This is a genomic window from Streptomyces sp. SudanB182_2057 (assembly GCF_964272715.1).
Lineage (GTDB): Bacteria > Actinomycetota > Actinomycetes > Streptomycetales > Streptomycetaceae > Streptomyces > Streptomyces rubradiris.
Genome location: NZ_OZ186798.1, coordinates 7959001 through 7979530, shown reverse-complemented (window position 1 = coordinate 7979530; position 20530 = coordinate 7959001). Strand labels below are relative to the sequence as shown.

Genomic DNA, 20530 nt, shown 5'->3' with positions numbered 1-20530 from the left:
CCGACCCGTGCCCGCGCCTCGGCACATCGAAGTGACGCGAACCGACGTCATCCGTACGGGTTATCCGCGCACAAGAAATTGACGCTCTCATAAGATCATCCGCTCTATAGACTCCGCGAATGACCAGCGATCTTCTCCGACTCACCGTCCTGGGCTCCGCGACGCCCCACGCCACCGTCGACAATCCGTGCTCCGGCTACCTGGTGTCCCATGGCGCCACCCGCCTCTGGGTGGACGCGGGCAGCGGGACACTGGCGCGGTTGCAACGGCATGTCCGGCTCGACGAGGTGGACGCGATCTGGATCTCGCACCTGCACGCCGATCACAGCGCGGACCTGCTCACCGCGTACTACGCGGTGCTGTTCGCGAACGTCCGGTTCGCCGCGCCCATCCCCCTGTACGGGCCGCCGGGCATCGCCGACCGGCTGGCCCACTTCCTGACCAACACCTCGGAGCGCAGCCCCGTCGAATCCGCCTTCGCCGTCCACGAGTTGCATGACGGGCATCAGGCGAGCGTCGGCGGTCTCACGCTGACCACCCGGGCGGTGGAGCACGGCATCCCGGCCTTCGCCGTGCGCATCGAGGCCGGGGGCCGGTCGCTGGTCTACTCCGGGGACACCGCACCGTGCGCGAACCTCACGCGACTGGCCGAGGGGTGCGACGCGCTGCTGTGCGAGGCCGAGAGCGGCCAAGCCCCGGGCGACGGCCCGCAGGCACACCACACCCCCGAGGACACCGGCGACACGGCCAGGGCGGCCGGGGCGCGCCGGTTGCTCGTCACCCACGTCGGCCCGACCCTCACCCCGGCCGAAGCGGTACGACGCGCCTCGGCCCGATTCCACGGCCCCGTGGACTATGCCGCCCCCGGCACCACCTTCTCGATCGCTTAGGCAGGCGGGCCTCCTCGGCCGGTGAACCGGGGCGCGGGCGCGAGCCACCAGACGCGGCCGGGCGCCCGCGCGGCCCGCCCCGCGCCGCGCGCATGTCTCACGCGCCGGTGACTCCGTCGATCCGCTCGCGAACGAGATCCGCGTGACCGTTGTGACGCGCGTATTCCTCGATCATGTGCACCAGGATCCAGCGCAGGGAGACTCCCCGGTCGCCGACGTGACCGGCCTCCCGCTCGGACAGCCGGCCGCGGTCGTCCAGCGCCGCTCCGGCGATCACCGCACGGCCCCGGGCGACCTCCGCCCGCCAGACGGCCATCGCCCCGTCGAGTCCGCGTCCCGGGTCAAGGCCGAAGCCGTCCGGGTTGCTCTCCCCGAAGACCGGCGGCACGTCCCGGCCGGCGAACACCCGCTGGAACCAGTTGCGTTCCACCTGGGCCATGTGCTGCAGGAGACCGAGCAGCGTCATGGGCGACGGGGGCACCGAGGCAAGCCGTAATCGTTCGTCTGTCAGACCGGAACACTTCAGGGCGAGCGTCGCGCGGTGGAAGTCCAGCCACGCTTCCAGCATTGCGCGCTCGTCGGCGTAGGCGGGCGGGACGGGCCGTCCGTCGGGCGTCGTCTTCATGGCCACACCCTGGCAGCGGCCGCCGGGGCCGGCGACCGTCTTCGCCGACGACGAACACGCGGCGGCCGGCTTCCGGCCCGTCCGTCGGTGGTGCTCTTACGGCCGGCCGTCGCCCGGAGCGGCGGCCTCCAGGTCGTTGATGGTGCCCGACATGATCGTGCGCACGTGCTCGGTGATGTGCTGCGCGGGCCAGTCCCACCAGGCCACCGCCAGCAGCCGGGCGATCTCCTCGTCGGAGTAGCGGGTGCGGATGAGGCGGGCCGGGTTGCCGCCGACGATGCCGTAGTCGGGTACGTCGGCGGTGACCACGGCGCCGGAGCCGATGACCGCGCCGTGTCCGATCCGTACGCCCGGCATCACCGTCGTACCGTGGCCGAACCAGACGTCATGGCCGACGACGGTGTCCCCCCGGTTCGGCAGGCCGGTGAGCAGGTCGAAATGGTCGGCCCAGGAGCCGCCCATGGTGGGGAACGGGAAGGTGGAAGGGCCGTCCATACGGTGGTTGGCGCCGTTCATGATGAACCGCACCCCCGTCCCCAGCGCACAGAATTTACCGATGATCAGCTTTTCCGGTCCGTAGTGGTAAAGCACGTTGCGGGTCTCGAACGCGGTGGGGTCGTCCGGGTCGTCGTAGTACGAGTACTCCCCGACCTCGATCAGCGGGGACTTCACCAGCGGCTTGAGCAAGACCACGCGCGGCTGGTCGGGCATGGGGTGCAGGACGGTCGGATCGGCGGGTACGGGCATGGCGGGTCCCCCGGCGGTGAGAGGCGATCGTGAACCGGTCCATGATCGCGTCGGGACACCGATCCGGCCACCTGTTTCACCGGCGGCGCCGGAGCGGCACCAGCGCGTCGGACGGGCTGTCACCGCGCGCGACATGCCCCCCGCGCACTCCTGTTGATCATATGACCAATTTGCTTCCGTGCTTCGGAACGCATGCCCCATGGACATCACAGGAGTGGATTGCCCTTCCCCGTGAGGAGGTCGCATGGTGCGGGTCGAGCGGTTACTGGCCGACTGCCTGGACGACGTACGTACCGAGCCGCCGGGCACCGTACCCCTCACGGAGGACGACCCCGAATACGCCGCGGCCCGGCGGACCTTTCTGACGGCCGGACTCGAAGCCCTGCGCACCCACACCCCCGAGGCCGCCTGGGTCCAGCTCAACCTGGCCGTCATGCCGCCGCCGTACGGCCGACTCGCTGCCGCGGCACGTGAGTTGCTCGGCACCGGACAGGCCCGCGACTTCTTCTTCATGCACAAGCCCCCGGGGCTGCGCGTACGGTTCCTCGCGGCGCAGCCGTCCCGGGCACCGGAACTGCGCGCCGCCCTGCTGCGCCACCTGACGCCGGAGCGGACCGGCGACGCGGGGACGCCGGCCAGGGCCGGTGTGTACGAGCCGGAGACCTACCTCTTCGGCGGCCCGCGCTCCATGCCCTGGGTGCACGAGCTGTTCACCGCGGACTCCCGGGCCTGGCTGGACGTGCACACCGCCGCGGCCGGTGCTCCCGCGCCGGTCGGCTGGCGGGTGTCCCTGGCCTTGCTGCACGCCGTGTTCGACGGACTGGGCATCGTCGGCTGGGAGCACCGGGGGGTCTGGGAGGCCGTACGGGAGGAGGCCGGCCGGCGGCTGCCGGGCGGCCTCGGCGACCCGGACCTGCGCCGGGCCGCCGCCGGGATCCGCGCCTACTGGGAGCAGAGCCCGGAGGGCCGGCTCCAGGCTCTGCCGAAAGCCTGGCGGGACGTCCTCGGCGAACATCTGGCCGCGGTGGGGCGGGCCGCGGAGCTCTGGCACAACCACTACTTCGCCTCCGGTGAGGCCACGATCGGTCCGCGCCGGGCCGCCGCCCACCACGTGATCTTCCACTGGAACCGGGGCGCGCTCCCCACCGCACGCCAGTGCCTGCTCACCGAGGCACTCGCCGCCGACGGCCGGGAGGAGGCGGACTGAGCATGGAACACGTACCGGCACAAGCGGCCCAGCCGGCCGACAAACAGGACGGGCAGGACGGGCAAGGCGGGCGCGCAACGCACGACACGACACCCAGCAGCACGTCCGTACCGGCGCAAGCTCCCGGACCGGCCGATACGCGCGACACCGCGCTCGGGGCCACGGCGCTGCTGCGGCTGGGCGGCATGCCCGGCGCGGCCTGGACGGCCGGTGCCGCCGAGCACCTCTTCGACGGCGCCGTCCGGCACGCCGACACCGCCGAGCGGCTCGCCGGGCAGGCCCGGGCGCTGGCCGACCGACTGGGTGCCGAGGTCGTGCCGCACCCTTCGCTGGCGTCCGCCGACCGGGGCGCCGTACTCGCGCTGCGGCGACGGCTGCACTCGGGCGCGGCACCGGGGGCGCCGGACTGCGTGCTGCTGGAGCGCTCGTCCGCCGTGCCCGCCGACCTCGCCGGGCAGGCCCGCGCCCTGCTGCGCGGCGCCGAGGCGGCGGAGGCGGCGCTGTCCCGGCTGCGGCAGGAGGTCACGGCCGAGCAGCGGCGGGTCGCCGAGCAGGCGTGGCGTACGGCGTGTTCCAGCCCGGTGCTGCGCGCGTTCCTGGACAGCGCCGCTCCCGCGCTCGCCGACGACATCGAACGGCGGCTCGCCGACGGCCAGTCGTGGTCCGGCAAGCAGTTGCGCAAACGTGCCGCCTATCTGTGGCGCATCGTGGGCCGGGCCGCGGTGAAGACGACTCCGCGCGGCTGGGCGGGCCAGATCGCCGCGCTCCCGGTGACCGACGGCCCGGACGACGGCCGCCGCCCGCTGCTCACGCCCGGTACCCCCCTCGGCGACCTCGCCGCGATCGCCGTGGAGAACGTGCACCTCCTGCGGGCCGGCGGCGCCCCCGCGGACCTGAGCACCGCCGACCCCGCGACGCTGCTCGCGCCGACGCCCCTGCACTTCGCCGAACCGTCCGCCCCCGGCCCCGGCGACCCGCCCGGGCAGGTGCGCTGTTACGTCGTGGACCCCCGTGAACCCGGCCGGCTCCGGCAGGTCGTGCTGCGCCGCACCCGCGTGCTGGAAAGCGTCCTGGCCCTGCTCGCCGACGGGCCGCGCACGCTCGGCGAACTCGACCGCATGCTGCCACCGCTGAGCGCCGCGCCGGGCCGGCCGGCCGTGGCCCCCGCGGTGCTGCGCGGGTTCCTCCAGCACCTGCACGGGCTGGGCGTCGTACAGATCTGCCGGGCGCCCCGGCAGCACTGCTCCGGCTGGGTGCCGGCCGAGACGGTCGCCGCCACCGGCGCGCTGCCGCCGATGCCCGCGGGGGGCGGGGCGGACGCCTGGTTCCTCGACTCCTACCGCCGGCTCGGTGCCGGTGCCGCCGTGCCCGCGGCAGCCGCCGCACGCGTCCGGCGCGGGCTGCGGATCGCGGCCCGGCTCGCCGCCCTCCGGGAGGCCGACCGGCCGGCGGAGCCGCCGGAGCGGCAGCCCTGGCTGGCCGGGCTGACCGAACAGGCGCGGCCCATCAGCGAGATCCTCGCCGACCGGCTGAGCGCGGACGAACCGCCGCCCGTCCGCCGCCGCTACTCGGGCTGGCACGCCGCCCACGATCCCGCCGGCGGCTACGCCCGGCTGCTGGCCCACCTGGACGCCGCCGCCCGCTCCGGCACGGCCTGCGTGGACCTCGACGACGCACTGCTGGACGAGCTGGGCGCACCGCCCGACGGTGCCACGCTGCCGCCCTGGCCGGTCGACTGCCTGCTGCGCCCGCTGCCCCCTTCCGCCGACGGCGGCCCGGTGGCGGTGCTGGAGACCGCCTCGTCCGCCGGGGTGCTCGACGCCCGGTTCGCGGAAGGACTGCGCACCCTGCACGGCGGCTACGGCAACAGCGACGCCCACCGCGCCTTCCTCTCCGCCGTCGAGGAGCGCGCCGGGGTCCGCTTCGTCGACCTGCTCGTGCCGCCGCTCGCCGAGCGGGCCGCCAACGCCGTGCGCCGTCCGGTGACGACCCGCTGGTGGACCGGCGACCCGGACCCCACGCCGTACTACGGCTCGCCCGGCGGGCACGCGCGCTACCTTCCGCTGGACCGCATCAGTCTGCGGCGTGTCCACGGCCGGATCGTCGCCGAGGCGGACGGGCGGCGCGTCATTCCCGTGTACCAGGCCACCCGCTCCCCCGCCCCGCCCTACGACACCCTCGTGCGGCTGCTGCTCGCGGCGAGCCATCCGGCCGCCTCCTATCTGGTGCGGCTGGACGCGCTGGACGCGGCGCTGCCCGACCGGGCCCGGCTGCCCCGGCTGACCGCGGGCGGCGACCTCGTCCTCACCCCGGCGACCTGGCGTATCGACCGCGGCAAGCTGTGGGAGCCCGGCGACGACCTGCTCGCCAAGGTCCGTGTCCTCGCCCTGCTGCGCCGGTCCGCCGGTCTGCCCCGGCACGCGTTCGTGCGCACCGCCCCCGGCGCGAAGCCGGTCCCGGTGGACTTCGCCTCGCTGACGGCCCTGCAGCTGATCGAGCGGCTGTGCGCCCGGGAGGCGGGCACCGCGTTGCTGGTGGAGGAGATGCTGCCCGCTCCCGAAGACCTGCTGGTGCGCGACCCGCTGCACGGCGGCGCGCGAGTCGCCGCGCAGCTCCTGCTCCGGCTCCCCCACGACCAGAGCCCGGGGCGGCTCGCCGAGGCCGCCGCCCAGGCCCTGGTCCACGGTGGCCGGCACGACGCCCCCGGCCCGCCCGCCGACCGGCCCGCCGGGACGGCCGGCACCCGATGAGTGAGCGGCCCGCCCGTGCGGGCCGCTCCGCCCCGCCCCGCGACGACGTTGGGAAGACGATGCCGCACGATACGGCCGCACCGGCCGCCCCGCCGCACGAGTTCGTCCACGACCTCGCCGTCCGCTACTTGCTGGACTGGGCCGAGACGCCCGAGCGGGGCCGGCACCGCTGCGACCCCGGGATCCCGGTGCTGGCCCACCTGGTCGCGGACGAACGGGCGGCGCCCGCCGCCGTGGCCGTCTGGTCCCGCACGGCCGGACGCGGACCGTCCCACCCCGCCCTGTACGACGGGGGCCTGGCCGGCACGTTCGTCGGCCTGCGCCTGGGCGCGCGGGTGCACCCCGGGCTGGGGGCCGCGGCGGACCGGCTCGGCGCCCACCTCGCCGGGCGCCCGCTCAGCTACCGCACCCGCGAGGTCGCCTTTACCGACTACGACCTGATCTCCGGCCCCTCGGGCCTGCTGCTCGCGCTGTGCGCGACGGAACCGGAGCTGCCCGTGCCGCGTGCGGTCGCCGCGCACCTGGCGCTGTTGTGCGACGAGGAGGAACTGGGGCGGCTGCGCGCGGGGCAGTACCGGGACCACGCTTTCCTGGCCTGGGTGCAGGGCCGCGTCAACACCGGTATGGGGCACGGTGTCGCCGGGCTCGTCACCGCGCTCACCGCGGCACTGCGCCGCGCCGGACCGGACCCGGACCTCGCCGGCGACCTCGCCGGGGCCCTCCGCCGGGCCACCCGCTGGCTGGTCCGCCAGGCGTACGACGACGAGCGGGGCATCCGCACCTGGCCCGGCGCCGGGCTCGCCGGGCCGCCCTCCCCCGAGGCCAACCCCCGTCAGGCGTGGTGCTACGGCACGCCGGGGGTCGCGTGGGCCCTGTGGGACGCCGCCGACGCCCTCGGGGACGGGGCCGCCGCCGACTGGGCCGCGACCGCCTTCGCCACGCTCGCCGAGCACTACGACGAGACGTTCCACCTCTTCGGCGACACCCCCGGCGACCATCTCGGGCTGTGCCACGGGGCCGCGGGCGTGCTGGCGGTCGCCGACGCCTTCGACCAGCACGCCCGGCTGCCGGCGGCGAGAGCGCTGAAGGACCGGCTCGTCGGCCATGTGACGTCCCGGCTGGCCGCTCAGCGGCTCGCCGAGTGGCCCGGGGACCTCCTCACCGGCCTGCCGGGGGTGCTGGCGGCGCTGCTGACCGCCGCCCACGGGGCACCGCGCGGCTGGCTGCCCTGCCTGGGGCTGCGCTGACGCGGCCGGTACGGGGCCGCCGCCGCGTCTTTCGCGACCGGCGACCGGATCTCTTCGCGGCGAGGGTCCCGCCACCCGGCGGGGGTGGTCCGGCCATCTGCCGGATGGCTCGACCGGTCCCGCTGCCTGGAGTGTGGTGACTGGCGGGCACCCCCTGCTCGGTGAGCACCCCTGCGCACCGGGCCGGAGAGGTGCCGCTCCGTGAGAAGGAGGCGGATGGTGACCGTGCGACTGACGATGCTGTGCGCGACCGCCGCACCGGGCGGCCCCGACCGGGTCCTCGCGAACGAGCGCGTGGCCACCGCCGTGCGGGCGGCCCTGCCGCCGTACGCGCGGGCCCTGCGGGCGCCCTCGGCCCGCTGCGCGCGGATCGCCGGGGCCCTGGCGGTCGAGGCCACGCCGGAGGAGACCCTGCGGGACCTGGACTACGGCGCGTGGGACGGGCGCCCGCTGCGGGACATCGCGGCCAAGGACCCGCACGGCCTGTCCGCCTGGCTGACGGACCCCGAGGCCGCGCCGCACGGCGGCGAGTCGGTCGCCCGGCTCTGCGACCGTACGGCGGCCTGGCTGACGGCGCTGCCCGGCGGCCCGGGGCTGCTCGCGATCACCGAGGCGGCGGTCATCCGGGCCTCGCTGGTCCATGCCCTGGCGGTGCCCGCCCGCGCCTTCTGGCAGCTGCGGGTGCCGCCGCTGTCGACGGTGACGCTGACGCTGCGCGACGGCCACTGGACGGCCCGGCTCGCGCCGCCCCCGGCACCGCGGCGGCTGCCCCCGGCGGCCGGGGGCAGCGTCCCCGGCGCCGTACTCACCCTGCCCGCCGGCCGGGAGCGGCTGTGTCCCGCCGGACGGCCCTGACCTGACCGCCGCGCGGCCACCGGACGGCAGTCCCCTCCCCCGGTCCGGCGGACACCGGACTGCGACCCCGTACGCGCACGGCACCGGGGCCGTGAAGACGACGCGGGCGCCCCCGGCGGCGCGGTCGCGCCCGGCGTGGTACGAATCGGACACAGTACTCCCACATAGGCTGGAGCACACGTGATCCGGGTACTGGTGGTCGACGACGAGGCCCTGATCCGCACGGGCTTCCAGCGCATTCTGGACGCGGCCGACGGCATCGAGGTCGTCGGGGCGGTCTCCGGCGGTCAGGCCCTGCGGACGGTGCGGGAGACGCGTCCCGATGTGGTCCTGCTGGACATCCGCATGCCGGACGTGGACGGGCTGACCGTGCTCAGCGACATCCGGCGGCTGCCGGAGCCTCCGGTGGTGGCCATGCTGACCACGTTCGACATGGACGAGTACGTGGAGACGGCGCTGCGCTCGGGCGCCGCCGGCTTCCTGCTGAAGGACACCGACCCCGAGGCGCTGCCGCCGGCGGTGCAGAGCCTGGCCCGCGGTGGCACGGTGCTGTCGCCCAAGGTCACGCGCACGGTGGTGGACGGCTATCTGAACGCGGGAGCGCAGGAGCGCCCGCCCAAGGCTCTGGAGCGGCTGACCGAGCGTGAGCGCGAGGTGCTCGTGCTGATCGCCGAGGGTCTGTCGAACGCCGACATCGCGGCCCGGATGCACCTGAGCACCGGCACCGTGAAGGACCATGTCAGCGCGATCCTGACCAAGCTGGAGGTCAGCGGCCGGGTCCAGGCCGCCCTCCTCGCCCAGCGGGCCGGGCTCCTCGCGGAGGGCGCGGGATGACCCGCCGGCCGTCCCCGCTCCTCCTGGACGGCGTGGCCGTGGCCCTGGCGCTGATCGACGTGTGGGCGCACTGGGACATCGAGGAGCCGTTGCGGATGGCGTGCGCGCTGGCCGCCGCGGTCGCCCTGCTGCTGCGCCGGCCGCAACCGCTGCTCACCTTCCTGCTCACGCTGCCCGCGGTCCTGCTGTCCGACGCGGTCTTCGCCTGCCTGGCCGCGCTGTACACGCTCGCCTCGCTCAACCGTCCCCGGGCGCTGCTCGTGGTGTGCGCCCTGGCGTTCGCGGTCAGCGACACGACGTCGCTACCGTCGCCGGACCTGGACCTGACGCGTACCCCGACACTGATCGCCGTCGGGTACAGCGCCGCCACGGCGGCGGCGGCCGTCTTCCTGGGGCAGTTGGTGCGTACTCGTCGCGATCTGTCGCTGAGGCTGGCGGAGATCTCGGAGGCGCGTGACCATCAGCAGTTGCTGACCGCCCAGGCCGTCCTCGCCAAGGAACGCGCTCAGCTGGCACGGGAGATGCACGACGTCGTCTCCCACCAGGTGAGTCTGATCGCCGTACGCGCCGGGGCGCTGCAAGTGGGCGCGGGTGACCCGGACACCAGGGAGGCAGCGGCGACGATCCGGCGGCTGAGCGTGCAGACGCTGGACGAACTGCGCCACATGGTCGGTGTCCTGCGCGCCTCCAGCGGTCACCCCACGGAGCTCACCCCGCAGCCGGCGCTCAGCGACATCCAACGGCTGGCCGACAACTGCGGCATCAGGACCGAGTTGCGCATGGCCTTGCCCGAAGGGCTGCCGCCGACCGTCCAGCGCGCGGTCTACCGCACGGTCCAGGAGGCGCTGACCAACACCCGCAAACACGCTCCGGGCGCGACCGCCCACATCGATCTGAGCCATGCCGACGGCGCCGTCCGGGTCCGGGTCACCAACACGGCGCCGACCCAGCCGCCGCTGCCCCTGCCCGGGGCGCACCACGGCCTGCTCGGTCTGCGCCAGCGCGCCGAACTCCTCGGCGGCACCATGACCTCGGGCCCCACCAGTGACGGCGGCTACGAGCTGTGTGTCGTGCTGCCGACCCAGGACACCAGGTGAGCACACGCGTCAGAGGGGTTCATGGCGCGGCGACGAGTGTGTTGTCGCCACGGCGGCCGGCGAGGTGGTCCTCGACGTTGGACACGGTGGTGCGGACGATCTGGCCGACGGCGTCCTCGGTGAAGTACGCCTGGTGCGAGGTCAGCAGGACGTTGCCGAAGGTCATCAGCCGGGCCAGGCGTTCGTCGGTCATCACCTCCAGCGACTTGTCCAGGAAGAAGACACCGGCCTCCTCCTCGTACACATCGAGGCCCACGCCGGTCAGCCGTCCGGCGCGCAGGGTCGCCAGCAGGGCGTCGGTGTCCACCAGGCCGCCCCGGCTGGAGTTGACCAGGATGGCGTCGTCCTTCATCAGGCCCAGCGTGCCGGCGTCGACAAGGTGATGGGTCTCCGGGAGCAGCGGCACGTGGAGGCTGACCAGGTCGGCCTCGGCGAAGAGCCGCTCGCGCGGAACGTACTCCATGCCGAGGGCGAGGCAGTCGGGATTCTCCGTGATGTCCCAGCCCAGCAGCCGCATCCCGAACCCGTGGGCGATCTCGGCGAACGCGGACCCGATCTTTCCGGTGCCCACCACACCGGCCGTCCGGCCGCGCAGGTCGCGGCCCATCAGTCCGTCGAGCCGGAAGTCGAACTCGCGGGTGCGGTGCGCGGCGCGGACGATCCGGCGGTTGACCGCGAGGGCCAGGGTCCAGGCGAACTCGGCGACCGAGTACGGGGAGTAGTACGAGACGCGGGCGACCGTGACGCCGAGTTCCCCGGCGGCGGCGAGGTCGATGTTGTTGTAGCCGGTGGACCGTTGGGCGATCATCCGGGTACCGCCCTCGGCCAGGGTGCGCAGCACGCCGGCGTCCAGGGTGTCGTTGACACTGCTCAGTACGATCTCGTGGCCGGCGGCCGTCGGGACGGTGTCCCGGTCGAGGAACAGCCGCAGGCAGCGCAGTTCGTGGCGCCCGGCGAACGCCTTGTCGAACGCGGCCCTGAGCAGGGGTTCCTCATCGGAGAGAACACCGTACGCAACGATCTCCACGTCCACTCCTCCCATCGGATCCCCCCACCGTAGGCCGCGACGCCCCGTGACAGCCTCCAGCGGCACGCGCCTGGCGCCCGGGTGGCCCTGGCACCCCGCGGGCTCCCGCTGCGGGAAGCCGAGCGGAGGCCAGGCGTCCGGGGTGCCGGCCCGGCTGTCGTACGCGGCGCGGGCGGCGTCGGTCTTCGGCAGGCGCACGTTCCGGCAGGGGCGCCGTGGCCGTCTCCGCCGGTCCCTGCCGGGCGGCCTCGGCCGGGTCGGTGCATCATCCGATGGCCAAGGCCGCACCGTCAGATACCGCTCGGCCGGGTCATCTCGCGGCCCGCCGTGCTTCCGCCGTCCACGGTGACCGACGCGCCCGTCATGTACGGGAAGTCGTCGGAGGCGAGCCCGAGCACCGCGCACGCGATCTCTTCCGCGTCGGCCATCCGTTCGAGACCGTCGACGTTGAGCGGCCCCCACGCCTGCTTGTACAGGGCCCAGTCCGCGTCCGGGATGCCCGGCGGGCGGACGAAGGGGGTGTCGGTGGTACCGGGCAGCAGGGCGTTGATTCTGATTCCCTTGGGCCCGTAAGCGAGCGCTGCGGACTTCACGATGCCCTGTACCGCCCGCTTGCTCGCGGTGTAGGCGGCGCCGTTCGGCCGCGCCTGTTCGGCCGCTGACGACGAGGTGCAGATGATGACGCCGCGCTGTGCCCTGAGCATGTGCGGGATCTCGTACTTGATCGCGAGGAACACGCCTCGGGCGTTGGTGGCCTGGACGTCGTCCCATTCCTCGACGCTCATCTCATGGGGAAGTCTGCCGCTACCGATGCCGGCGTTGTTGAAGGCTATGTCGATGCCGCCGTAACGGCTCGCGACCCGGTCCACGAAGCTCTGCACCTGGGCGGCTGTCCGGACGTCGGCCTGGATGTACGTGGCTTCGCCGCCCGCGGCCCGGATCTCCCGCTCCACCTGGCGCCCCAACGCGGCTCGCCTTCCACAGAATCCGACATGGGCACCCTCTGCGGCGAACGCCATCGCCGCCGCCCTGCCGATACCCGAGGTGGCGCCCGTGATGAGCACCGACTTCCCCTGGAAGCGGCCGGCCTTGGTCCCGGACCCGGACCGGGTGCCGACCGCGTGGGCGGTGGTGCCGAAGACCGCGCCTGCCAGGCCCAGGGCCCCAGCACCGCTGAGGAGGGTCCGCCGCCCCGTGGCCGCGGAACCCGCACTCGTGCCGGTACTCGTGTTCGTGTTCGCATGCGTATCCATGACGAGCACAGTGGCAGCCCGCCCTGGCGCACGGCTCCCTCCTACCGGCCGTACTTCACGGCCGGTAGGAGGAGTCACCCTCCTCCCACGGCAGGACCCCCGGAGCCGGACGTCCGCCTATCGTGGGCCGGGTGAACCGATCTTGGATCGAGCTTGCGTTCGACAGCAGATACGCCGTCATACGCGCCTTCGCACTCGCCGGCGCGCTGATCGGCGACTTACTGCTGCTGCGGCGGCCGTCCGGAGCGCAGGAATGGGGCCTTGCCGCAGCCGGACTTGTGCTGTGCCTGGCCGCGGGCAAGTGGGCGTTCGGCGCGCTCCTGGCGCAGTCGGTACTGCTCGTCGTCGCCCACGCGCTGGGCACGAGCACCGTTTCCGCGGTGAAGGTGCTGGCCGCCGTGACCCTCTTCGAGCTGGCCGTTCGGCAGCGCGGGCGCCGCCTGGCCGCCGGGGCGACGGCACTGGCGGTCGCCGTCGCCGTGAACCGTCTCGACGACCTGCCCGGCGAGCTTCCTGCGGTGCTCTACAAGATGGGCATCGTCGCAGGTCTGCCACTGCTCCTGGGGGCGTACGTGCGGGTGACCCGCGACGCCACGGTGCACGCCCGTCAGCACGCGGAACAGCAGCGGCTTCGCGCCGAACAGCAGCTGCTGGCCGCCCGCACGGCGGAGCGCGCCACCATCGCGCGCGAGTTGCACGACCTCGTGGCCCACCACGTCTCCTCCATGGTGCTGCGCGTGGGTGTCGCCCGGCATGTCGTCGCCGCCACCGGCACCACCGACCCGCGGATCACCGAAGTCCTCGACGACCTGCACTCCAGTGCCGGCACGGCACTGACCGATCTGCGGCGCCTGGTGGCCGTACTGCGCACCCCGGACGGTGCCGGTCCCGGCACCGGTTCCCTGGTCCTGCCCGGGGCGCTGCCGACGGCACTGGAGTCGGTGGCGGAGCACAGCCGCCAGTCCGGTCTGGCCGTAACCGCTTCCGTGGATCCCCGTGTCGCGCGGCTCGACGCGGTACGTGGCCTCGCGGTCCTCCGGCTGGCGCAGGAAGGCTTGGCCAACGCGGCCAAGCACGGCGGACCCGGCGCACACGCGGAGCTGACCGTTCGGTTGGCCGATGACGCCGTACAGGTGACGATCCGCGACGACGGGGCCGGAAGAATGCGGCCACCGGACCCGGGCCCGTCCGGACACGGCTTGATCGGCATGCGTGAACGCGTGGACCTGCTCGGCGGCCGGCTGGAGGCGGGCCCCGCCGCTCGGGGCTGGCGGCTCACGGCCGAACTGCCCGCCATCGCCACCGGCGTGGAGCCGCTGCTGTGATCCGGCTCCTGATCGTCGACGACCAGCAGCTGGTCCGCATGGGGCTGCGCATGCTCTTCGAGCAGGCCCCGGACATCGAGATCCAGGGCGAGGCGGACAACGGAGCGGAGGCGGTACGACTGGCTGAACGCCTCGCTCCCGACGTTGTCCTCATGGACCTGAGAATGCCCGGAATGGACGGCATCACGGCCACCCGCCGCATCCTCGCCGCGCGCCCTGCCACCCGCGTCGTGGCCCTCACCACGTTCGATGACGACGACCATCTGTACCCGGTGCTCGTGGCCGGAGCCTGCGGTTTCCTCGTCAAGGACACCCCGCCGACCGAACTCCTGGACGCCGTACGCCGGGCCGCCGACGGAGAAGCCCCCTTCAGCCGGAACGTTCTCGGCCGCCTCGTCTCCCATGCCCTGCGCGCCCGTTCTTCCTCCGACACCCCCGTGGCCCTCCCGGTGCCGGCCGTCACCCCGCGCGAGCGTGAGGTACTCGGCCTGCTCGGCGCGGGCCTGTCCAACAAGGAGATCGCCGACCGGCTGCATCTCGGGGTCACCACGGTGAAGACGCACGTGGCGAACCTGATGGCGAAGACGGGCCGGGACAACCGCATCCGTCTCGCCGTTCTGGCCGTCCTCACCGGCATCACTCCGGACCGGTCCGCCCCCGCCGGGGAAGAGCCGCCACGCTGAGCCGGCGCAGCACGGCCCGATCGCCGCGTTCCCGGGTTCTCGATGCGGTCTACGGTCTCCACCAGAACTCGGGCAGCCGCCGGCACTCGTGAAAGACCCCGGCCGTGCCGGCCGTGTACGCACGGCGCCCCGAGCACGCCTGCTGTCATCGTCTCCGACGCCGGCGGCAAGGCCGCAACAAAGTGGTCCCTCTGCGGCACCGTTGTCCCGTCTCTGGCGCGCCCGCTTGGTCCGCCGCCGTAGTGCTCAGGAGGTGTGGACGAGCTGGATCAGGTTTCCGCAGGTGTCGTCCAGGACGGCCGTGGTGACCGTGCCCGTCTCCAGCGGTTCCTGGGTGAACCGCACGCCCAGCCGGCGCAGCCGGTCGTACTCGGCCCGTACGTCGTCCACGGCGAAGGAGGCGGCCGGGATGCCGTCCTGGACCAGCGCGGTCTTGTACGGCCGCACCGCCGGATGGCCGGAGGGCTCCAGCAGGAGTTCGGTGCCGTGGGGGTCTTCCGGCGAGACCACGGTCAGCCAGCGGTCCTCGCCCAGCGGAACGTCGTGTTTCTTCACGAAGCCCAGCGCCTCGGTGTAGAAGCGCAGGGCTTTGTCCTGGTCGTCGACGAAGACGTTGGTCAGGTGGATCCTCATGGAGTTCCCTCCGGGGGACGACGTGGCCTTGGGCCCATCGTCCGCCATGGACGCGCGCCACGCAGGGGCATGCGGCGCGCGTCGTCATTCCTGCGGATTCCTCCGGATTCCCCCGGATACCTCCGACCGCGACCGCGACCGTGCGCCCCGCCCCGGTCCGCGCTCCCCGCGCGCCCGTTCTTCTCCCTCCGCGCCCCGCCCCTCACCGCATCACCGAGCCGCGCGGAAAAGCGAGCGCGGCTCCGGCCACGGCTGTGCCAGTCTGGCGGACCGTCCCGAACCGGTTTTCGACACAGGGAGCCTCCGATGACGGTGCCGTCCCGCCTGCTGCCGCTGCTGGAGCAGTTCGACTTCGCGTACAGGCGTCTCGCCGACCGTATGACAGGGCCCGTCGTGGACAGCGGCGACGGGACGGACACCCCGGTCGGCCCGATGACGGACGACGAGTACTTCTGGGAGCCGGTGCCGGGCTGCTGGTCGGTGCGGCGGCGCGAGGACGGGCCGGGGCCGCGCGCCACGTTCCTGGCGGGCGCGGGTGACTGGGGGCGCGACGCCGCCGCCTACCCGCACCCCTGGCCACCGCCCTTCACCACGATCGCCTGGCGCCTGAGCCACCTCGGCGAGATGCTGACGCTGCGCGCCGACCACACCGCCGGCGGCCGGCGGCTCACCCGGGACGACTACCGGATCAGCGGGGACGCGGCGACCGCGACGGCGGCCTTCGGCAGCGGTGCCGAGGCATGGCGGAAGGCACTGCTCGGCGCCGACGACACCGCGCTCGACACGGTCGGGTACTGCGCCTATCCGTACGGCGGCGATCCGGAAGAGCCGTTCCTCGACATCGTGTGGTGGGTCAACCAGGAACTGCTGCACCACGGAGCCGAGATCGCCCTGCTGCGCGACCTCTATCACGCGCGCGCCCGGGCCGACGGCCACTGAGGACGCCCGGAGAGCGGTGCTCGGCACCGTCACCGGCGGGAGGCGTGCGCGGAGGGGCCGAAGGGCCCCGGGGGTGGGCCGGGCGGCCCGTGGTGGCGGGGGCGGCGACGGCCCACGCTGGGGGCAGACCACACGAAGGGAGCCGGTGTGATGACCTCCGCCACCACCATGAACGCGGCACTCCCCGCCGAGCACCGCGCACGGCTGATGCGGACAGCCGGTGAGGTGTCCTTCGACGCCGGGACCCGGCTGTTCGAGGAGGGCCGGCGTGCCGACCGGCTGTGGATCGTCCGCACCGGCACGGTCGCCCTCGACGTCCGCGTGCCCGGCCGGCGTCCCGCCGTCGTCGCCTCGCTGGGGCACGGCGAGCTGGTCGGCTGGTCCTGGTACCACCCGCCGTACCTCTGGCGCCTGGGCGCCGAGGCGATCAGTCCGGTGCGCGCGTGGGAGTTCGACGCCGGGACGGTACGGGCCATGTGCGCCCAGGACCCGGAGTTCGACCGCGCGATCGCGGTCTGGGTGGGCCGGGTGCTCGTAGAGCGGCTGCTCACCTCCCGCGTCCGGCTGCTCGACCTGTACGCCCCCTACGGCAGCGGAAGCCTGGTCTGACCACGCGGCGCCGTACGGAGGTGCTCACTCCCCGTGCTCACCCCGCGCGGCGGAGGGGACTTCCCGGCTGGCACAGTTCCGTCGTCCCGGGCAGCGTGGAGAGTACCGACAACGACTGCTGGTGAGGTGGCCATGCAACCCCCTGAACCGAAGGCCCGCGTGGTCGCGGGTGTGGACGGCTCCCCGACGTCGTACGCGGCGCTGCGCTGGGCGGCGCGGTACGCGGAGATGGTCGGCGGTTTCGTGGAGGCCGTGTACGCCTGGGACACCCCGTCGGCCATCGGCTGGACCGGGCCCGCGATCGACCCCGAGTTCGACCTGGAGCAGGCGCAGGAGCGGTTCGCGGAGGAGATGCGCGCGGTCTTCCCGGACAGACGGCCCGCCGGTATGCGCGAGATCCTGGTGGAGGGCGATCCCTCGGACGTGCTGATCGCGGCCTCGGAGGGGGCCGAGATCCTCGTCGTGGGCCGCCGGGGGCGGGGCGGCTTCGCCCGCGCGTTCCTGGGCTCCGTGAGCCTGCGCTGCGCCCAGCACGCGGCCTGCCCGGTGGTCGTCGTGCGGGAGGACCAGGACCGGCGGCACTGATCCGGCCCCCGGGGCCGTCGGCTACCAGGTGTCGATACGGCGGCCGGTCAGCGCGGTCATCCCGATCCGCACCCAGACGTCGCGTTCCCCGCCGGCCCAGGGCGCGCTGTAGGCCCGCTCGGCGAGATGACGTACGGCGTCGGGGTCGGTCACCTGTTCGGCGGTGCCGTGCACGACGACGCTCCAGCCCTGGCTGAGCGCGTCGTCCACGCGGTCGACCTCGAAGGCCACTTCCCGGTCGAGCCCCTGGAGGGAGACCGTCCCGGCCTGCGTCCTGAAGACGATGGCGTCGTCGATGACGCTGTAGTTGACGGGTACGACGACCGGGGCGGCCTGGGTGGACACCGCGATCCTGCCCACGCCGTGCGTCGACAGCAGCCGACGGCAGTCCTCCTCGCCCAGCTCGGTGAAGCGGGGTGACCGGGCGGCCTGCCCGAGGCCGGACGGCAGGTCGACGTGTCCGCCGCCGAGTTCCGTGGCGCTGGTGCGCAGGGCCCCGGCCAGCCGGAGCAGCGTGCCGGCCTCCGGCGCGGCGGTGCTGTGCTTCTCCAGGTGTTCGATGTAGGCCGGGGCCATGGCCGCCCGGAACGCCAGGTCCTCCACGCTGAGGCCCAGTTCCCGGCGGCGCTGTTCGATGCGGCGCCCGAGGTCGCCCTGCGGCAGCCGTCCCGGTGGTCTGTCTTCGGCCATGGTTCCTCATTCCTCGGGCTGCGGACCGTCGCCCCGTACGTCCACCATGACCGATGCCACCGGGCCGGGCCCGGTCAAACGGTCCCCGGTCCCGGCGGGCTACGGCCGTTCGGCCCCCGCGCTGCTCCGTTCGGGTGATTCCTGGCGACGGCCGCCGTCCGGCGGCGGGCCCCGGCCGGGGCGCTACCGCCGCAGGGGCGCGTGCCAGAGCAGCCGGGTTCCTCCGCCCTCCGGGCAGCCGAGTTCCAGGTCCCCGCCGAGGTTCCGGGCGCGTTCCGCCATGTTGCGCAGGCCGCTGCGACGGCCCCCGGGCGGGATGCCGACGCCGTTGTCGGTGACCGTGAGCCGTACCTCGGTGCCGTCGGTCTCCAGGGCCACGTCGGCGTGGTCGGCGTGGGCGTGCCGGGCGATGTTGGCGAGGGACTCGGACAGGACGGCCACCACGTGGTCGGCGGTCTCCCTGGGCACGTGGGTGTCGAGCAGCCCCTCCATCCGGACGCTGGGCGCGAATCCCAGCACCGGGGTCGCCTCGCCGGCCACGCGCACCGCGCGGGCGCGCAGCCCGGGTGTCTCGTCGCGGTCGTCGGCGCGCAGGCCGAAGATCGCGGACCTGATGATCTTGATGGTCTCGTCGAGGTCGTCCACGGCCCGCCGCACCCGCTCGGCGGCCTCGGGGTGCTGGATGAACCGGTCCGCGCTCTGCAGCGTCATGCCCGTGGCGAACAGCCGCTGGATGGCCAGGTCGTGCAGGTCCCGGGCGATCCGGTCGCGGTCCTCCAGCAGGGCGATCTGCTCGGCGTCCCGGCGGCGCTCGGCGAGTTCCATGGCGACGGCGGCCTGCGCGGCGAATCCCGTCAGCAGTTCCGTCTCCTTGTCGGAGAAGTCCGCCGCGCCCGTCTCGCGGGCCAGCAGGACGACGCCCCGGACCCGGTCCTCCCGGCCGATCGGGACGGCGACGGCCGGGCCCAGTCCGGCGAACCGTGGCGGGCCCGCCGTGACCCGCTCGTCGCGTGCCACGTCCGGGCTGGTCACGGGGGCGCCCAGGGCGAAGGCGCGGCCGGTGAGGGTGCCCTCCACGGGCAGCACGAGGCCGCGGTGGGCGTCGGCCTGCGAGCCGATGGCCAGTTCCACCGCGAGCGCGCCGGCGTCCTGGACGGGGGTCGCCACGGCGGCGAGCGCCGAGCCGCTGATGTCGCGGGCCCGCTCGGCGATCAGCGCCAGCGCCTCGGGCTGGTCCGCGCCGGACATCAGGCTGCTGCTGACCTCGGCGGTCGCCGCGAGCCAGCGCTCCCGCAGCCGGGACTCCTCGTACAGCCGGGCGTTGTCGATCGCCACGCCCGCGGCCACGGCCAGCGCGGACAGCAGCGACTCGTCGTCCTCGTCGAACCGCAGCCCGCCGCGTTTCTCGGTGAGGTAGAGGTTGCCGAAGACCCGGTCGCGGGCGCGGATGGGTACGCCCAGGAAGGTGTTCATCGGCGGATGGTTGGGCGGGAAGCCGTACGACGCCGGGTGCTCGGAGAGTTTGTCGAGCCGCAGCGGCTCCGGGTGCCGGATCAGTTCGCCGAGGATGCCGTGGCCCTCCGGGTAGGGGCCGATGCGGGCGATGCCGGCGGCGTCGACGCCGTAGGTGACGAACGCGGAGAGCCGTGTGCCGCCGGTGCCGATCACGCCGAGCGCCGCGTACTCGGCGTCGACCAGGACCGCCGCCGCCTCCACGATGCCGTGCAGCACCTGCTCCAGGTCCAGCTCGCGGCCGACGGAGACCACGGCCTCCAGCAGGGTGTGCACCTTGTTCTGGGTGCCGCGGGCGGCGTCCAGGCGGGCCTGCAACTCCCCCAGCAGTTCGTCCAGTCTCAGCTGCGGCAGCCGTACGACGCCTGCCGCACCCGTGCCCTCGGAGCTCTCCACCGCCGTTCCTCCCCGAACCCTCGCCCCGCGCGGCCGCCTCGTCGGGGATCACGGTAGCGGCCGGGGCGGACGGGCGTGGCACGGGGGCGGGCGGCAGGCTCCCCGGCAGCGGTTTCCGGACGCGCGGGCAGGGCCTATCGGCCCTACCCGCCGCGGTCGCCCGGGTCCACGATGGCCTGGTGCTTCAGGACGTCGACTTCCACGCGCTCGGCAGACAGGCCTGCCTGCGCCTGCTGGGCCGGGTGCCGGTCGGCCGCGTCGTGTACACCAGGCGGGCGCTGCCGGCCGTGCTGCCGGTCAACTTCCGCCTGGACGCGGACTCCTCCGTCGTGCTGCGGACGTCGGCGGACTCGGAGCTGGTGCGCGCGGTCGACGGTGCCGTGGTCGCCTTCGAGGCCGACGAGTTCGACGCGGCGGCCCGCAGCGGCTGGAGTGTGGTCGTCACCGGCCGGGCCGCCCTGGTGACGGACCCGGCCGAGCGGGAGCGCCTCGCGCGGCGCGGCCCGGACTCCTGGCTGCCCCTGCCGGGCGGGGTGTTCTTACGCATCGCGCCGGACTTGGTCACCGGCCGCCGGCTGTCGGGCATGTGACCGGCCGGGCACCGGTCGGTTCCGGGGGCCGTCGGC

General features: G+C 74.1%; 20 protein-coding genes. 13 read left to right on the top strand and 7 right to left on the bottom strand.

What is annotated here, in order from left to right:
• Nucleotides 1–119: 119 nt before the first annotated feature.
• Complete coding sequence (locus ACSURM_RS35475) at nt 120–890, top strand: MBL fold metallo-hydrolase (protein WP_436960060.1); 771 nt, start codon at nt 120–122, stop codon at nt 888–890.
• Nucleotides 891–987: 97 nt separating this feature from the next.
• Here the strand turns inward: ACSURM_RS35475 and ACSURM_RS35470 are convergent, their stop codons facing one another.
• Both ACSURM_RS35470 and ACSURM_RS35465 read right to left on the bottom strand, forming a co-directional pair.
• Nucleotides 988–1515 carry a DinB family protein gene (locus tag ACSURM_RS35470; protein WP_436960059.1) on the bottom strand — a complete coding sequence of 176 codons (528 nt, stop codon included), beginning with the start codon at nt 1513–1515 and terminating at the stop codon, nt 988–990.
• A 96-nt stretch (nt 1516–1611) separates the two neighbouring features.
• Nucleotides 1612–2262, bottom strand: coding sequence for a CatB-related O-acetyltransferase (locus tag ACSURM_RS35465; RefSeq protein WP_436960058.1), 651 nt, complete (start codon nt 2260–2262; stop codon nt 1612–1614).
• 244 nt (nt 2263–2506) lie between these two features.
• Between ACSURM_RS35465 and ACSURM_RS35460 the strand changes: the two genes are divergently transcribed.
• From ACSURM_RS35460 to ACSURM_RS35435, 6 genes are all read left to right on the top strand, one after another.
• The gene (locus ACSURM_RS35460) at nt 2507–3469 is read left to right on the top strand and encodes a thiopeptide-type bacteriocin biosynthesis protein (protein WP_436960057.1); all 963 of its coding nucleotides are present in this window, start codon (nt 2507–2509) and stop codon (nt 3467–3469) included.
• Nucleotides 3470–3471: 2 nt separating this feature from the next.
• Nucleotides 3472–6219, top strand: coding sequence for a lantibiotic dehydratase (locus ACSURM_RS35455; RefSeq protein ID WP_436960056.1), 2748 nt, complete (start codon nt 3472–3474; stop codon nt 6217–6219).
• Nucleotides 6220–6278: 59 nt separating this feature from the next.
• Nucleotides 6279–7466: a lanthionine synthetase LanC family protein gene (locus ACSURM_RS35450; RefSeq protein ID WP_436960055.1), complete on the top strand. Its 1188-nt coding sequence runs from the start codon at nt 6279–6281 to the stop codon at nt 7464–7466.
• 216 nt (nt 7467–7682) lie between these two features.
• Entirely contained in the window at nt 7683–8321 is a 639-nt protein-coding gene (locus ACSURM_RS35445) for a histidine phosphatase family protein (protein ID WP_436960054.1), read from the top strand.
• A 180-nt stretch (nt 8322–8501) separates the two neighbouring features.
• A complete protein-coding gene (locus tag ACSURM_RS35440; protein WP_436960053.1) occupies nt 8502–9155 on the top strand; it encodes a response regulator in 654 nt (217 codons plus the stop codon).
• Nucleotides 9152–10252: a sensor histidine kinase gene (locus ACSURM_RS35435; RefSeq protein WP_436960052.1), complete on the top strand. Its 1101-nt coding sequence runs from the start codon at nt 9152–9154 to the stop codon at nt 10250–10252. Before ACSURM_RS35440 ends, ACSURM_RS35435 begins: the two co-directional genes overlap by 4 nt.
• Before the next feature lie 19 nt (nt 10253–10271).
• Here the strand turns inward: ACSURM_RS35435 and ACSURM_RS35430 are convergent, their stop codons facing one another.
• Together ACSURM_RS35430 and ACSURM_RS35425 are read right to left on the bottom strand one after the other, a co-directional pair.
• Nucleotides 10272–11279, bottom strand: a complete 1008-nt coding sequence (locus ACSURM_RS35430) for a 2-hydroxyacid dehydrogenase (RefSeq protein WP_436960051.1) — start codon at nt 11277–11279, stop codon at nt 10272–10274.
• Nucleotides 11280–11569: 290 nt separating this feature from the next.
• Nucleotides 11570–12532, bottom strand: a complete 963-nt coding sequence (locus ACSURM_RS35425; RefSeq protein WP_436960050.1) for an SDR family NAD(P)-dependent oxidoreductase — start codon at nt 12530–12532, stop codon at nt 11570–11572.
• A gap of 131 nt (nt 12533–12663) precedes the next feature.
• Between ACSURM_RS35425 and ACSURM_RS35420 the strand changes: the two genes are divergently transcribed.
• Both ACSURM_RS35420 and ACSURM_RS35415 read left to right on the top strand, forming a co-directional pair.
• Nucleotides 12664–13857, top strand: a complete 1194-nt coding sequence (locus ACSURM_RS35420; RefSeq protein WP_436960049.1) for a sensor histidine kinase — start codon at nt 12664–12666, stop codon at nt 13855–13857.
• A complete protein-coding gene (locus ACSURM_RS35415) occupies nt 13854–14540 on the top strand; it encodes a response regulator (RefSeq protein ID WP_436960048.1) in 687 nt (228 codons plus the stop codon). The genes ACSURM_RS35420 and ACSURM_RS35415 overlap by 4 nt, the downstream gene beginning before the upstream one ends.
• Before the next feature lie 246 nt (nt 14541–14786).
• On the opposite strand, the gene ACSURM_RS35410 is transcribed toward ACSURM_RS35415, so the two are convergent.
• Nucleotides 14787–15173 (bottom strand): VOC family protein, encoded by a 387-nt coding sequence (locus tag ACSURM_RS35410; protein ID WP_436960047.1) that lies wholly within the window; start codon nt 15171–15173, stop codon nt 14787–14789.
• A 306-nt stretch (nt 15174–15479) separates the two neighbouring features.
• On the opposite strand from ACSURM_RS35410, the gene ACSURM_RS35405 reads away from it, so the two are divergent.
• The 3 genes from ACSURM_RS35405 to ACSURM_RS35395 all read left to right on the top strand — a co-directional run bounded on the left by ACSURM_RS35405 (nt 15480) and on the right by ACSURM_RS35395 (nt 17306).
• A complete protein-coding gene (locus tag ACSURM_RS35405) occupies nt 15480–16112 on the top strand; it encodes a DinB family protein (protein WP_436960046.1) in 633 nt (210 codons plus the stop codon).
• A 150-nt stretch (nt 16113–16262) separates the two neighbouring features.
• A complete protein-coding gene (locus tag ACSURM_RS35400) occupies nt 16263–16721 on the top strand; it encodes a cyclic nucleotide-binding domain-containing protein (RefSeq protein WP_436960045.1) in 459 nt (152 codons plus the stop codon).
• 132 nt (nt 16722–16853) lie between these two features.
• Nucleotides 16854–17306: a universal stress protein gene (locus ACSURM_RS35395; protein ID WP_359041594.1), complete on the top strand. Its 453-nt coding sequence runs from the start codon at nt 16854–16856 to the stop codon at nt 17304–17306.
• 21 nt (nt 17307–17327) lie between these two features.
• Here ACSURM_RS35395 and ACSURM_RS35390 read toward each other — a convergent pair whose 3' ends face one another.
• The gene (locus ACSURM_RS35390) at nt 17328–17996 is read right to left on the bottom strand and encodes a helix-turn-helix domain-containing protein (protein ID WP_436960044.1); all 669 of its coding nucleotides are present in this window, start codon (nt 17994–17996) and stop codon (nt 17328–17330) included.
• 183 nt (nt 17997–18179) lie between these two features.
• Nucleotides 18180–19904, bottom strand: coding sequence for a GAF domain-containing protein (locus ACSURM_RS35385; protein ID WP_436960043.1), 1725 nt, complete (start codon nt 19902–19904; stop codon nt 18180–18182).
• 179 nt (nt 19905–20083) lie between these two features.
• On the opposite strand from ACSURM_RS35385, the gene ACSURM_RS35380 reads away from it, so the two are divergent.
• Nucleotides 20084–20494 (top strand): pyridoxamine 5'-phosphate oxidase family protein, encoded by a 411-nt coding sequence (locus ACSURM_RS35380; RefSeq protein ID WP_436960042.1) that lies wholly within the window; start codon nt 20084–20086, stop codon nt 20492–20494.
• Nucleotides 20495–20530 lie beyond the last annotated feature (36 nt).